This is a genomic window from Thermogemmatispora carboxidivorans (assembly GCF_000702505.1).
Classification (GTDB): Bacteria; Chloroflexota; Ktedonobacteria; order Ktedonobacterales; family Ktedonobacteraceae; genus Thermogemmatispora; species Thermogemmatispora carboxidivorans.
This window is the reverse complement of the sequence record NZ_JNIM01000001.1, coordinates 1,728,207-1,742,735: the sequence shown is the minus strand read 5'-3', so window position 1 is coordinate 1,742,735 and position 14,529 is coordinate 1,728,207. Positions and strand designations below refer to the sequence as shown.

Here is a 14,529-nt window from a genome sequence, read left to right as displayed (position 1 = left end):
GCCGATGGCTGGCCAGTTTCAGTATTTATTTACGCCGCTGCGCATTGGCACAGTGGTGATCCCCAACCGCATCGTCTTCGCTGCCCATTTGACGAATCTGGCCGAGGAGAATCAGCCCGGCCCGCGCTTGACCGCTTATTACGTTGAGCGCGCCCGCGGCGGCTGCGGCTTGATCATTACCGAGGAGCAATCGGTCCATCCCAGCGACTGGGCCTATCAGAAATTGATCCACGGCTTCGATCCGCAGGTCGTTCCCGCCTATCGCCGTCTAACGCGCGCCGTTCACGACTATGGGACACGCATCTTTGCCCAATTGAATCACAATGGAATGCAGGCGAGCAGTATCTACTCGCGCCGCCCCGTGCTCGGCCCGTCGCCGCTGGTCGATCCGATCCACCGCGAGATGTGTAAGGAGATCGAGGCCGAGGAGATCGCCGAGATCGTGCGTGGCTACGCTCTGGTGGCTCGCCATGTGCGGGAGGGCGGCTTCGATGGGGCCGAATTGCAAGCCTCGCATAGCTCCCTCATCCGCCAATTTCTCTCTCCTTACTACAATCGCCGCCAGGATGCTTACGGTGGCTCGCTGGAGAATCGCCTGCGCTTCGTACTGGAGGTCATTGAGGCCATCCGCGCCGAGGTCGGTCGCGATTTTCCCCTGGGGATTCGCCTCTGCGGCGACGAGCTGATTCCCAGCGGTCTGACTTTCACCGATGTGCGCGAGATCGCCCTGCGCCTGGAGGCTACCGGACAGCTCGACTTCATTAATACGAGCATCGGCGAATTCCATAACCTCTATATGGTTGAGGGGTCGATGCATACGCCGCCCGGCTACCAGCTCTTCGTCTCGGCGGGCCTGCGCGAGGTCGTGCAGCTCCCTGTCTTTTGTACCGGACGCATCAAGGACCCCGTCCAGGCGGAGCGCATTCTGCGTGAAGGGCTGGCCGACATGGTCGATGTGGTGCGTGGTCAGATTTGCGATCCCGCTTTTGCCCGCAAGGCGCGCGAGGGACATAGTGAGAGTATCCGCCTTTGCATCTCTTGTAACCAGTATTGCATCGGACGGATGGGGCTGAATCTCAGCCTGGGCTGTATCCAGACGCCAGCCACTGGGAACGAGCTACGTTTCCGGCCCCTACCCTCACGGCCCCCTCTGCGGAGCAGGGTTCGTCGCCCGCGAGTGCTTGTCGTGGGCGGTGGACCAGCAGGCATGCAGGCGGCCAAAGTGATTGCGCAACGCGGAGGCCAGGTACGTTTGTATGAGCGCCAGCCAGAGACGGGGGGCCAGATCAATCTTATCGTGCGAGTGCCGGGCCGCGTTGAGTTCGGCGATGCGGCTCGGAATCTCCAGCGCGAGCTGGCCGAGGTGGGTGTTGAGGTGATCACAGGCACCGAGGTTGACGTCGACTCTGTTCTGAGAGAGCAGGCGGACGCGGTGATCATTGCCACCGGCTCGCGCCCGGGGCCAGTTCCAGTGCCGGGCGGCGATCTGCCTCACGTGGCCAATCCCTGGCAGGTGCTTCTGGGAGAGAAGACGGCGGCTGCCGGCCAGCGCGTTCTGGTCTACGATCAGGTCGGCTTCCATCAGGCGACCAGCGTGGCAGAGCTGTTAGCAGAGCGCGGTTGTCAGGTTGAGGTGGTGACGCCGCAGTTCTATGTAGGCGGCGATCTGAGCGTGACCCTGGATATCGAGCTATGGTATCGGCGTATGCTGGCCCACGGGGCGCTCTTCACCCCACATCACTATCTGGCGTCCCTGCACCCCGGAGGAGCGACCATTGTCAATAACTATACTGGTCAGGCTCGCACCATTGATGAGCTGGCGCTGGTGGTCGTGGTTGCTCCCCAGGTCGCCGATGAGGCCCTCTATCAGGACCTCAAGGGGCGCGTTGCTCATCTGTACCGTGTGGGAGACTGTCTAGCACCACGGCGTGTGGAGCACGCTATCCTCGATGGGGAGCGCCTTGGGCGGGCATTGAGGCTGGAGGGTCTGGCTCCTGTCGATGGTGAGTGAGGACGGCGTTGGTTTCTCTTGGCTCGGAGTAGGTTCAGAGGCTTGCCGATTTCGCCTTAGATGCTACAATACAAGGAAACCCGCCGTGCTGAAGCGAGGGCGCGGCGCCAGGAACTCAGCGTCCTCCTGGCTCCTGCTGGCGAGTAGCCTGGCCTTCAGCCAGCGGTGGGTCCAAGGCCAAACGCTGTTTGTGGAGTAGGTATGTCTGTTGAGCGCTCTTCCTTTTCATTAGAAGAACAGGGAAGGCAGACCCAGGCTGCCGGGTCATCTCCGTCTGATCTGGCCGCTCAGTTGAGCGCTGGCATCAATGCTAGCTACCTGATGGAGCCGCCCACCCGGCGTGCAAGCGTTCCTCCTCTTCCCCCAGAATGGGCCTTGAGCCTGGCCTGGCTCTATAGCGCGCTCCTTGGCAATGGCCACTTGCTCGTTTGTCTGGATGAGAGCGCGACCCCCGTGCAATGTTTTTATCCGCATATCGATGGTGGCCCTCATGTGCGTTCTCTGCTCCAGGGAGTACAGGTCGAGCGCGAAGGCCAAGCGCCGCAGGTGAGCTGGTTCGCTGAAGAAGGTTGGTCGCACGAGCTGCGGTATCTGCCAGCCAGCGCAGTGGTGAGCGTTCGCTCGATGCAGCCCCACCTTGGGCTGGCCCTTGAGCGACGCCTCGCCGTCCATCCTGAGCGCGATCTCCTGGTAATTGAGCTGCGCCTGGTTAATCAGGGTCAGGAGACGCTTCGCTGCGGCCTGGTCACCTACGCTGCTATTGACATCGACCTGCGCCCGGCAGGTAACTGCGCCTGGTACGATCCTGAGACGGAGCTGCTCACGTTCTTCCATGCTGATCGCTATCTGGCCCTGGGCAGCGATTGGCCCGTGACAGGTTTTGCCTGCGAGCAGAGCCGCCCCGGAGTCGTCGATGTGGCCTTCCAGATGGCCGCTGAGCAGCGCTACAGCCGCCAGGAGTTTGCCGTCGGTCAGGTGGCAGCGGCTCTGCAGCATCATCTCGGTGAGCTGCCTCCCGGGGCCAGCCGCAGCGGTGCCCTGCTCCTCTCTTTCGGTCGTACCTTGGAGGCAGTGCGCACCACTCTGATCCAGCAGCGAGGCCACAGCAGCCAGTTGCTTGAGGAGACGCTCACCTATTGGCAACAGCGCTGCGCGCGGTTTACGCTCAGTAGTGTGAACGATGAGATTAGTCGACTCTACGAGCGTTCGCTGATGGTGCTGCACTTGCTGAGCGATCGGGATACGGGAGCTATTCTTGCAGCTCCAGAGATGGACCCAACTTTTCGTTCTAGTGGAGGCTACGGGATGTGCTGGCTACGCGATGGGGCCTATAATGCCCATGCCCTCGATGTGGCCGGTGAGCACGAGCGCGCCCGGGCCTTCTTTGACTGGGCCTTACGGACGCAGGAGGCCTCTGGCTGCTGGTACCAGCGCTATGATACCCAGGGGAACCTGGCACCAACCTGGGGCCTGATTCAGTTTGATGAGATCGGTATCTTTGTCTGGGCCCTGGGCCAGCATGTAGATCTGACTGGGGATGTAGAGTACGCTCGCTCAGTCTGGCCGGCACTGAAACAGGCCGGCAGCTATATGCTGCGCGAGCTGGACCCGGAGACGGGTCTGGCGCCGATCACGAAGGATCTCTGGGAGGAGTTCGACGGTATCAGCACCTATGCCTGTGCCACGACCTGGGCCGGTTTTGCCGCCCTGGCCCGTCTTGCCAGGCTCTTAGGCACAGAGGCCGAGGCGCAGCAGTGGCAGGAAGCTGCTGCGCGCTTAAAGCAGGCCATTGAGCAGCATCTGTGGAGCGAAGCCGCAGGACACTTCCTACGCGGCGGGCGCTTGAAAGTGGCTCCGCTGGAAGGCCACGAAACAACAGCCCTGACAGCCGATGAGGTCGCGATTACGATCCGGGGTCGACGCTGGCGCGCACGCCGTAGCGATCCAACGCTCGATATCTCGATCCTGGGGCTGGCGGTTCCCTGCGGTGTCTTTGGTCCGACTGACCCCCGGCTGCAGGCCACAGCCAGAGCTATTGCCGAGCGGCTGCGCAGTCCTGTCGGTGGCATCCTACGTTACCAGGGAGATAGCTATCGCGGGGGCAACCCCTGGATACTTTGCACCCTCTGGCTGGCCTGGTATGAGGCTCTGACGGGAAACCTTGCCGAAGCCGAGCAGCTCTATCGTTGGGCCGTTGAACATCGCACGCCCCTCGATCTGCTCGCCGAGCAAGTCAGTCGCCAGGATGGCCAGCCTTGCTGGATTATGCCCCTTGGTTGGTCCCATGCTATGTTTGTGCTGGTCACTCAGGTGCTGAGAGCCAGGGGCCGGCTCCAGGCTCCTGCGCCTGGAGAGGCTTGAGAGAACGAGTGAGTCTCATCAACAACGCTGCAGACGATGCGGTGTTCATGCGAGGTGAGAGTGTGGCCGAACTTTGGGTCGTGCTACAGGAACAAGAGGGCCTGCCTCCTGAGTACAATCAGGAGGTGCTGGCAGAGGCAAAGGAGGTTGCCGCGCAATATCCTGGCCAACTGCAGCTTTGTGCGGTGCAGCTACGCGCTCCTCTTTCTTCCCCTGTAGAGAAGAGCACAGTGCCATTTTTCAAGGCTGTTGTGCCCGAACGCTTGTATGTGCTGGAGCATCCAGCACTGGGACGTTACACAACCGAGGGCTATGTTGCAGCGCTGAGCTGGCTGATCCGGGAGCGCACGCCGGCGTTGATCGTGACCAGCGCCACTGTCAATGGCCAGGACTGGGCCCCGCGCCTGGCAGCGCAGCTTGGGCTGCCTTTTGTGGCGCGCTGCCTGCGTTTTGCTCTGGAGCAGGAGGCCTTGCTGGCACTGCGAGCCCTGTATGGAGGGCGGGCGTACGTCCAGACGCGTACTCGGCTGGGGAGACAGCCGGCTCTGGTGACCTTCGCGCCAGGCACGCGAGGGACACCGCCGATGACCGGCTCTCCAGCAGTAGGGCTGCCCATGCCAGAGGTGATCACCTACCAGCCTTCGCTTGCCTTCGAGGAGCGGAACCCGTCTCTGCAGCACCTTGGGATCGAGGCCCCCTCAGCGGAGGAAGTAGAGCTAGAAGCTGCCGAGAAGATTGTCGCTGGCGGTCGGGGTGTTGGTCGCGAGGGCTTTGCCGAGCTGGCCGCCTTTGCCCGTCTGCTAGGTGCCGCCGTGGGGGCCAGTCGCGTGGCCACCGATCGTGGTTGGGTTGAGCCAGAGCGCCAGATCGGCGCGACCGGCAAAAGTGTCAGTCCAAGGCTGTACATCGCCTGCGGTATTTCGGGTGCAGCCCAACACACCAGCGGCATTCGGGAGGCTCAGACCGTTGTGGCCATCAATCCCGATCGCAATGCGCCGATCTTTGCCCTGGCCGATCTCGGGCTTTTGGGCGATGCCAGAGAGATTTTGCGCCACGCCATGCAGCTCCTGCAGGAAGAGTCGGTAGGGGTCTAAGCGCTTCCTCCGTCCTGCTACTTGGATCTATGGCGATTGGGCTGGCTGCTTGATCGATGGCAATAGTCTTCTTCCTGGCTTTGCCAGCCGCCAGACGGAATGGATACAATATATCAAGCCAGGAGCAACACATCCTGACAATTCATGAGAAGCGAGGAGCAAAAGACATCGCCATGAAAGCTGTGCAGTTTGCTCGTTACGGCGGGCCCGAAGTTTTGGAACTGCGCGAGGTCCCGGAGCCTGTTCCCGCAGCAGACGAAGTGCTCGTTGACGTAAAAGTGACGACCGTCAATCGTCTGGATCTCTTTCAGCGGGCTGGCAGCAGGCCGGTGCCTGGCTTGCCTTACACGCCAGGTCTAGAGGCGGCGGGTGTCGTGGTTGAGGAGAGCAATGGCTTCAAGGCAGGCGAGCGCGTGCTCACCACGCGGGCGCCGGAGGCACGTGGTGGGGGCGGTTATGCCAGCCGGATCGCGGTGCCTGCCTCTCACCTGGTACGTATTCCCGATAATGTTTCTTTCGAGCAGGCGGCAGCGGCTGGTCTGGCAGCTTCGACGGCCTGGGCTGCGCTGTTTGATCTGGGCAATCTCAAGGCAGGTGAGCGCGTGCTCGTCTGGGCGGGCGCCAGTGGAGTTGGAACCTGGGCCATCCAGTTTGCCAGGCACGTTGGCGCCTGGGTCACCACGACAGCCAGTAACACGGAGAAGTCTGAGACGCTGCGCCGCCTTGGGGCCGACATGATTGTCAACTATCGTGAGGAAAAGGTCGGTCAAGTTGTGCGCAACGCCCACGGCGTCAACCTGGTCATTGAATTAGTCGGTACTACTCTACAGGACAGCATCGATGCCTGTGTGAACGATGGGCGTGTCGTGCTCATCGGTAACCTGGGCGGCCAGCACTCGACCGTTGACACGCAGTCCTGGCGCCTCAAGCGAGTGAAGGTCATTGGCGGCGGCACTTTGCGCACCTCTCCTGCCAATGAGCAGCGCATTCTGCAACTGATTGCAGAGAAGGCAGTCTCACCGATCATAGCGCGTGTCATGCCGATCACCGAGGTGGCCGAAGCCCATCGGTTGTTGGCAACAGGCGAGGTCACAGGCAAGATTGTCCTTCTGCATGCCTGAGCTGTTATCCGTAGCCGGGAAAAAGGCGCGGAGGGAAGCCGGTCTGGACCAGATCGGCCCTCCCTCCAGGATCTCAGCTCAGAGCCTTTGGGACAGCGGCTAGCATTGTGGCTATCGGCAGCGAAGGCGGCAGAGGAGCACGCTCTGATGCCAGACCCGCCCGGCCAGGCTGGCACACGCTGATCGCGAAGCAGCGGTACAGGCAGTACAGCAGTACAGTGTGACAACGAAAGCTGAGACGAAGCGATGCATGCGCAGCAGCAGTTTGATGCGATTGTTGTAGGGGCCGGGCCGGCGGGCAGCAGTGCAGCGCTGGTGCTGGCACGCGCCGGTTTGCGCGTGGCCCTGATCGAGCGTGGCGAGTATCCCGGCGCTAAGAATGTCTCTGGGGCAGTCTTCTATGCGCCTGGCCTGCTGGCCGAACTACTCCCCTCTTTCTGGGATGAGGCTCCTTTCGAGCGCTATATCACGCGCCGAGTCTTGACTTTCCTGGGGAAGGAATCCGCCTTTTCGCTCGACTTCCACACTCGTCATTTCGCGCTTCCCCCTTACAATGGGGTGACAGTCCTGCGCCCCAAGTTTGACCGCTGGTTGGCCGGCAAGGCTGTCGAGGCTGGCGCGCTGCTCATTACTTCGACAGTGGTCGATGATTTGCTCTACGAGGGAGCGCGCGTCATCGGGGTTCAATGCCGACGCGACAACGGTGCCCTCTATGCTCCTGTGGTCATTGCAGCTGACGGCGCCAATTCCTTCCTGGCCAAAAAAGCTGGCTTGCAACGGGAGTTCTCCGCTGAAGAGATGAGCCTGGGCGTTAAGGAGGTGCTCCGTCTGGGAACACGGACCATCGAGGAGCGTTTTCATCTGACGGGCGATGAGGGAATGGCCAGCGAGTACGTGGGCGAGGCCACAGGCCCCATCAAAGGCGGGGCCTTTCTCTATACCAATCGTGAAACGCTCTCGCTCGGGATCATCGTCCAGATCGCCTCTCTGGCCCAACAGCGGATCAGACCCTATGAGCTGCTCGATCGCTTCAAGCAGCATCCAGCAGTCGCCCCTCTGGTGCGCGATGGCTTAACACTGGAGTACTCGGCCCATATGATTCCCGAAGGAGGCTGGCAGCTTGTCCCTCGCCTGGCACGTGCCGGCCTGCTGGTGGCTGGCGATGCCGCAGCTTTGGTCTTTGCCGCCGGCATCTTTCTGGAAGGTATGAATTTCGCTGTGGCTTCCGGCCTGGCCGCCGCAGAAACGGCCCTGGAGGCTCACCAGAAGGGCGACTTTTCTGCAGCGACTCTTGCAGGCTATCGGAAACGCCTGGAGCAGTCTTTTGTGTTGCAGGATCTGCAACGCTTTCGCCTGACTCCCGCCTTTGTCAATAACGAACGCTTGCAGAATATTTATCCTGAATTACTATGTCAGGCAGCTGAACAGGTCTTTCGCTCGGAGGGCAGGCCGCGCAAGAAGCTGGGGTCCACGATTCTGACAACGCTGCGCAGCAAGGTCTCTCTGTGGACGCTCCTGCGCGATGGGTGGCAGGCAGGCCGCGCGCTCTTCTTTTGAGCGAGCAGTCAGGTGCGCTTTGCCCGTCCTGCTTTTTTTGCGAGTGCGCTTGAGGAGTGCATGGAGTAGATGCAACTATGCAAGAGCTAGCATCTGAGCCAGTGGCGACACAGCCTATCGAAGAGCGGCTGGAACTGGTGCGTTTCAAGGTCGATAAGCGGCCACACATTCGCGTTCATACGGAGGCCTGCCGGGGCTGTGATCTGACTCCCTGTGTTTATGTCTGTCCGGCTGGGCTGTTCGAGATTCTTGGGGGTGAGATGCATTTTTCCTACGAGCATTGCCTGGAGTGTGGGACATGCTATGTGGCCTGCGAACGTAAAGCTATCGAGTGGGATTATCCCCGCGGAGGCTGGGGCGTGAGTTTTCGCGCCTCATAAGAGGCTCTCTGGTTCAGGCTTTTTCGGCGGAAAGGGTCACAAATAAAGGAGAGGCCATGCGCATCGCTGTCTGCTTGAAGCAGGCTCCTGACTGTAGTTCTGTCTATGTTGATCCCGTCAGCGGCGAGGTGGATAGGGAGCGCTTCGTTCAGACGTTGAATGCCGCTGATGCTTGTGCGCTGGAGGCAGCTCTGCGTTTGAAAGAGCAACGAGGCGGCTCGCTTTTCGCGCTCACGCTGGGACCAGACGAGAGCGATGAGGTGCTGCGCGTCGCTTTAGCGATGGGGGCCGATACCGTCGAACGCCTCTGGCACCCGAGCGCCGTCGATTGGGGCCCGTTGACGATTGCAGCCGCCCTGGCAGCCCGCTTGCACGCTGACTCTTCTTCCTTGCCTGACCTGATCTTCTGCGGGGAACAGAGCAGCGACTGGGCCTCTGGAACAGTGGGGCCAGCGCTGGCCGCCTACCTGGGTTTGCCCCAAATTACAGGTGTGATCGGGCTGGAAGCACTGCCAGACCCTTCAGGCCAGCTCCTTCTACGAGTCACTCGCCGTCTCGAACGTGGCTATCGCGAGCGGCTGCTGACCAGGCCCCCCCTGTTGCTGACGGTTCATGAGACGCTTAACGAGCCACGCTATCCCTCGTTGCCTGCGCATCTGGCGGCATTGCAGGCTACGATCGCTGTGTGCGACCCGCTGAGTCTGCCTCAGTTTGCCCCTGATGTAGAGGCCGAGGAGGCAACGATCATTGAGGTGCGTATACCGCGTCCGCGTCCACATCGCCTGGCTATTCCCGATAGTCAGTTAAGTCCTTTTGAGCGCATTGGCGAGATTGTCTCGGGTGGCACGTCCCGACGGCAGACTCGTCTGCTCGAGGGGCCGCCAGAAGAGCTGGCCCATGAATTGGTGCGCTTTCTGAAGGAACGAGGCTTTGTCTGAAGAAGCTGTCTACTGCCTGTTCATCTAGAGCAGAGAGCGAGCAAGCTGTGACCAGAATCACCCCCCTGTTCTGGCGGAGCACGTGCTCCGCCAGGAGTGAGGGTTGTCTGTCTTCATTCTCAGGACTTGGGCCAGCTCAGGGTGCGACCCCCAGGTCTTTACGAATGAGAAGCGCCATCGGATAAGAGCCAGCGCCCTCCCCTATGGGCTGACGCTGCCACCACCAGGCCCAGATGCGTTCAGCGGCCAGTACTGGATTGAATTGCGCCCCCGGCGGCGGATTGTCTCCATAGCTGAGCCACAGTAGCGGCCCTACTCCAACATAGGGAGCTGGCGGCCCACATTGCTGCTTCGCGCTGGGAATGCAGGGGGGCGGCATGTAACCTTGATCCCACCACGAGCGCATCTGGTACTGATGATAGAGATAATCGCCACTGGGACCAGCGTATTGCTGTGGGAAGCCGTTGGCGATACTATCGCCCCCCGCAATGATCACGGGAATGTTTTTAGCTGTGGCCGGGCAGCCATTGGGATACTCCAGGCAGACGTTGGGATAGTCACGCAGGTACCAGATCAGCGGCCAGGTCGCATCATCGGTGAGTCCGATGGCGAGCTGATGGCGCCCCCCATCCAGCTTGCGATCCAGCTCGTCAATCTTGGCCATCACCCTGTCCACATCCGTCGTCGTCTGCACATAAATCAGCATCTCATGCGGCGCATCCGCCTCGTGAACATATGTCACCTCGTACATATTGTGCACCGTCGGCACCAGCAACACGAACCCCACCAGCACCGTCAGCAGCCCCCAACCCAGCTTCCTTCCCCCCAGCTCCTCCCTCGGCTTCCACTCCCTCTCTCTCTCTTCGGGTGCTCCTCCTGCCTCCCTCCCCACCTGCCAGCGCCTCCAGCCCTCCTGCAGCCAGCTCAGCACCACGCTCACCCCCGGCTCCAGACCGAGCCCCGCCAGCACCATCAACGGCAAGGTGATATGGATCGTCAGCCACGGCATCTTCTCCGCCGCCCACGAATACAATACCAGGTTCCCCACACACCAGTACACCAGCCACAACCGCAGCCGCGTCGGCCTCAACACACAACGCACCAGCCCCACTATCCCAAAGATCACCCCCACCTGCTCATAGAGCGGGATCAGCAGCAGATAGTAGTACCACGGCTGCCCTCCTCGCGCGACCTGCTGTTGCTCAAGCCAGTAGTAGATACCAGCCCAGATGCCATCGCCAATGCCGCCCCTGATATTGGTGAAGAGGACCGTAAAGAGGACCAGGAAGATGGCCCAGAAGAGCAGGAGCGCAAAAAACCAGTGCGTCCAGGGCATCTTCACCAGCGTCGCCAGCACCGGCTGCCTCTCCTCATCTACCCAGCGCGCGAGACCACGCCGCTGCCGTTGACGAGCTGCCTCCACTGCCGCCTCTCCCTGGAAGATCTCCCGCAGCAAGATCCCCAGCACCACCAGGCCCAAAGCGATGCCCAGCCAGGGAATCGCCTGCACGGTGCGATCCTTCAACGCTGCCACGAAGGCGTCGGATACCTGTTGATGGGCTGTAATGTAGATCGAGAGATTATGCAGCCAGCGGAAGAGCAGGAGCGCCATCCCTCCACCGACAAGGGCGTAGGCGAGCAGCAGGAACGGCGCCCACGTCCTCGGCAGCCAGCCCGGCTCTCCCTTGACCCTCTCCCTCAGCTTCCAGCGACTCCCCAGCTCCCACATCAGCATCCCCACTCCATAACTGCCCATCACCGCGATGGTCAAAAACGTCGCCTCCTTCGTCGCATACGACAACGCCAGACCCAGCACCCCTACTAACAGCCAGCCCAGCTTTCTCTCCTGCACATACCTCACCAGTCCCACCACCAGCAGCAGCGTGAAGCAGGCCATGTAGATATCCTCGCGCGCAAACCGCGAGTAGTACACCAGGCTCGGCGACACCGCCAGCAGCACCGTCGCCAGCCAGGCCGCCACCCGCCCTAGCGAGCGCCTCAGCAGATACGGCAGCCCTACCAGCACCGTTCCCAGCGTCGCCGCCAGCAAGCGGACCGTCGTCGTATTCACCCCATGATCGGGCACTCCCACCAGCTGCGCCAGCTTGTAGACCAACGCCATCGCATGAAACTGAAATGGCCCATGCAACAGCGGATCGTAGTGGTAGCAATCACCGAAGGCGAAACAATGCTCCCAGTTCGCGAGCTGATTCATCAGCTGAAGGGAGAAGTAGGCGTGGAGACTCTCATCGTGGTGCAACGGACGGACTCCCAGGTCCCAGAAGCGCAGCACAGCCGCCACCACCAACACCACCCCATAGGCTACCCATTCCAGGATCTGCCCACGGCTAACGGCTTTTGCCCGGCCAGCACCACCATGAGCCTGAGAGAGAGGCTGGTCATCCTGACCTGCTTCGACAGGCTGCACAGCTTCTTGCGTGCTCACAGGCGTATTCTCCTGCTCTTGAGTCTCAACGGGCACCTGCTGAGGCTCAGATAACGTTGCCTCAGCGTATTCCTCTGCAGGAGATCGCGCATGCTCTCCTTTCAAGTCCAAGTGAGGTCTCCTTCCAGCGTAGAGTCAAAGTTAGTACTGCCTATTTCAGCCTTTCCCGCGTCAGGCCTCGTTGTCTCCCGCTACTCAAGGCCCTTGCTGGGTGATAGCCACTTATGGAGTAACCCCCAAACCCTTCTTAATAAAGAGGCCCATATCGTAAGCACCATCGGTCGCCCCAAAGGGCTGACGCTGCCACCACCAGGCCCAGATGCGTTCAGCGGCCAGTACTGGATTGAATTGCGCCCCCGGCGGCGGATTGTCTCCATAGCTGAGCCACAGTAGCGGCCCTACTCCTCCCCAGGTTTGCTGTCCTGCACAGTTATTGTTAGCCTTGCTCGGCAGACATGGGGGCGGTTTATAGCCTTCATCCCACCACGAGCGCATGTGGTACTGATGGAAAAGATAGTCACCCGTATGCGTGGCCGTATCAGCATACTGGGTCTCAGCCAGATAGAGATTATCACCGCCGGCAATAATGACCGGGTAGCTACTGGGATTAGGGCAATCTGCAGGGTAATTATAGCAGGCATGGGGATAGTCGCGCAGGTACCAGATAAAAGGCCAGATTGCATCGTTCATGACGCCGATGGCGAGCTGATGGCGCCCCCCATCCAGCTTGCGATCCAGCTCGTCAATCTTGGCCATCACCCTGTCCACATCCGTCGTCGTCTGCACATAAATCAGCATCTCATGCGGCGCATCCGCCTCGTGAACATATGTCACCTCGTACATATTGTGCACCGTCGGCACCAGCAACACGAACCCCACCAGCACCGTCAGCAGCCCCCAACCCAGCTTCCTTCCCCCCAGCTCCTCCCTCGGCTTCCACTCCCTCTCTCTCTCTTCGGGTGCTCCTCCTGCCTCCCTCCCCACCTGCCAGCGCCTCCAGCCCTCCTGCAGCCAGCTCAGCACCACGCTCACCCCCGGCTCCAGACCGAGCCCCGCCAGCACCATCAACGGCAAGGTGATATGGATCGTCAGCCACGGCATCTTCTCCGCCGCCCACGAATACAATACCAGGTTCCCCACACACCAGTACACCAGCCACAACCGCAGCCGCGTCGGCCTCAACACACAACGCACCAGCCCCACTATCCCAAAGATCACCCCCACCTGCTCATAGAGCGGGATCAGCAGCAGATAGTAGTACCACGGCTGCCCTCCTCGCGCGACAGCAATCTGCTCGATCCAATAGTACAGTCCTCCCCAGATGCCATCGCCAATGCCGGCCCGCACATTGGTGAAGAGGACCGTAAAGAGGACCAGGAAGATGGCCCAGAAGAGCAGGAGCGCAAAAAACCAGTGCGTCCAGGGCATCTTCACCAGCGTCGCCAGCACCGGCTGCCTCTCCTCATCCACCCACTGCGCCAGCCGCAAACGCCATCCCCCTCGGACTGCCTTCACTGCTGCCTCTCCCTGGAAGATCTCCCGCAGCAAGATCCCCAGCACCACCAGGCCCAAAGCCACCCCCAGCCAGGGGACCACCAGCGCCGTATCATCCTTCAGCACAGCTACAAATTCATCTGAAGCCTGCTGGTGAGCAGTAATATAGAGCGAAAGATTATGCAGCCAGCCCAGAAGCCATCTGGCCAGAACAGCCCCGACAAGGGCGTAGGCGAGCAGCAGGAACGGCGCCCACGTCCTCGGCAGCCAGCCCGGCTCTCCCTTGACCCTCTCCCTCAGCTTCCAGCGACTCCCCAGCTCCCACATCAGCACTCCCACTCCATAACTGCCCATCACCGCGATGGTCAAAAACGTCGCCTCCTTCGTCGCATACGACAACGCCAGACCCAGCACCCCTACTAACAGCCAGCCCAGCTTTCTCTCCTGCACATACCTCACCAGTCCCACCACCAGCAGCAGCGTGAAGCAGGCCATGTAGATATCCTCGCGCGCAAACCGCGAGTAGTACACCAGGCTCGGCGACACCGCCAGCAGTACCGTCGCCAGCCAGGCCGCCACCCGCCCTAGCGAGCGCCTCAGCAGATACGGCAGCCCTACCAGCACCGTTCCCAGCGTCGCCGCCAGCAAGCGGACCGTCGTCGTATTCACCCCATGATCGGGCACTCCCACCAGCTGCGCCAGCTTGTAGACCAACGCCATCGCATGAAACTGAAATGGCCCATGCAACAGCGGATCGTAATGGTAGCTCAAAATATTGAGCGACAGCTGAAGGGAGAAGTAGGCGTGGAGACTCTCATCGTGGTGCAACGGACGGACTCCCAGGTCCCAGAAGCGCAGCACAGCCGCCACCACCAACACCACCCCATACGCCACCCACTCCAGAACCTGGCTGCGGGACGGCCTTCGATGGCGTAGAGTCCGTCCGGGAGGCCAGTGTCTAGCCTGAGCAACACTCCTCTCCTGCTCAAGCGAGGCCGTCTGCTCAGTAACCGCTCCAGCTAGCAGCTCGCTCTGATCCGACTGACTCTCTACAGGCTGATGCTCAAATCTCTTCAAATTCAAGGCCCAACTCCTCATACAACCTTCACCGGAAGAGCGGAGGTCAC

General features: G+C 60.9%; 9 protein-coding genes. 7 read left to right on the top strand and 2 right to left on the bottom strand.

Annotation, left to right across the window (positions count from 1 at the left end):
* Positions 1 to 4: 4 nt before the first annotated feature.
* The 7 genes from N688_RS06895 (at position 5) to N688_RS06865 (ending at position 9,462) form a co-directional block, all read left to right on the top strand.
* Positions 5 to 2,011, top strand: a complete 2,007-nt coding sequence (locus N688_RS06895; protein WP_052888596.1) for a mycofactocin system FadH/OYE family oxidoreductase 2 — start codon at positions 5 to 7, stop codon at positions 2,009 to 2,011.
* A 201-nt stretch (positions 2,012 to 2,212) separates the two neighbouring features.
* Positions 2,213 to 4,372: a glycoside hydrolase family 15 protein gene (locus N688_RS06890; protein WP_052888595.1), complete on the top strand. Its 2,160-nt coding sequence runs from the start codon at positions 2,213 to 2,215 to the stop codon at positions 4,370 to 4,372.
* Between the two features lie 62 nt (positions 4,373 to 4,434).
* On the top strand, positions 4,435 to 5,466 hold the full coding sequence (locus N688_RS06885) for an electron transfer flavoprotein subunit alpha/FixB family protein (RefSeq protein ID WP_162179510.1): 1,032 nt from the start codon (positions 4,435 to 4,437) through the stop codon (positions 5,464 to 5,466).
* A 173-nt stretch (positions 5,467 to 5,639) separates the two neighbouring features.
* Entirely contained in the window at positions 5,640 to 6,587 is a 948-nt protein-coding gene (locus N688_RS06880) for a quinone oxidoreductase family protein (protein WP_052888593.1), read from the top strand.
* Between the two features lie 246 nt (positions 6,588 to 6,833).
* Complete coding sequence (locus N688_RS06875) at positions 6,834 to 8,144, top strand: FAD-dependent oxidoreductase (protein ID WP_052888592.1); 1,311 nt, start codon at positions 6,834 to 6,836, stop codon at positions 8,142 to 8,144.
* Between the two features lie 77 nt (positions 8,145 to 8,221).
* Complete coding sequence (locus tag N688_RS06870; protein ID WP_052888591.1) at positions 8,222 to 8,524, top strand: ferredoxin family protein; 303 nt, start codon at positions 8,222 to 8,224, stop codon at positions 8,522 to 8,524.
* Positions 8,525 to 8,580: 56 nt separating this feature from the next.
* A complete protein-coding gene (locus N688_RS06865; RefSeq protein ID WP_052888590.1) occupies positions 8,581 to 9,462 on the top strand; it encodes an electron transfer flavoprotein subunit beta/FixA family protein in 882 nt (293 codons plus the stop codon).
* 136 nt (positions 9,463 to 9,598) lie between these two features.
* Here N688_RS06865 and N688_RS23730 read toward each other — a convergent pair whose 3' ends face one another.
* Together N688_RS23730 and N688_RS06855 are read right to left on the bottom strand one after the other, a co-directional pair.
* The gene (locus tag N688_RS23730; protein WP_162179509.1) at positions 9,599 to 11,908 is read right to left on the bottom strand and encodes a flippase activity-associated protein Agl23; all 2,310 of its coding nucleotides are present in this window, start codon (positions 11,906 to 11,908) and stop codon (positions 9,599 to 9,601) included.
* Between the two features lie 222 nt (positions 11,909 to 12,130).
* Positions 12,131 to 14,485, bottom strand: coding sequence for a flippase activity-associated protein Agl23 (locus N688_RS06855; RefSeq protein WP_052888588.1), 2,355 nt, complete (start codon positions 14,483 to 14,485; stop codon positions 12,131 to 12,133).
* Positions 14,486 to 14,529 lie beyond the last annotated feature (44 nt).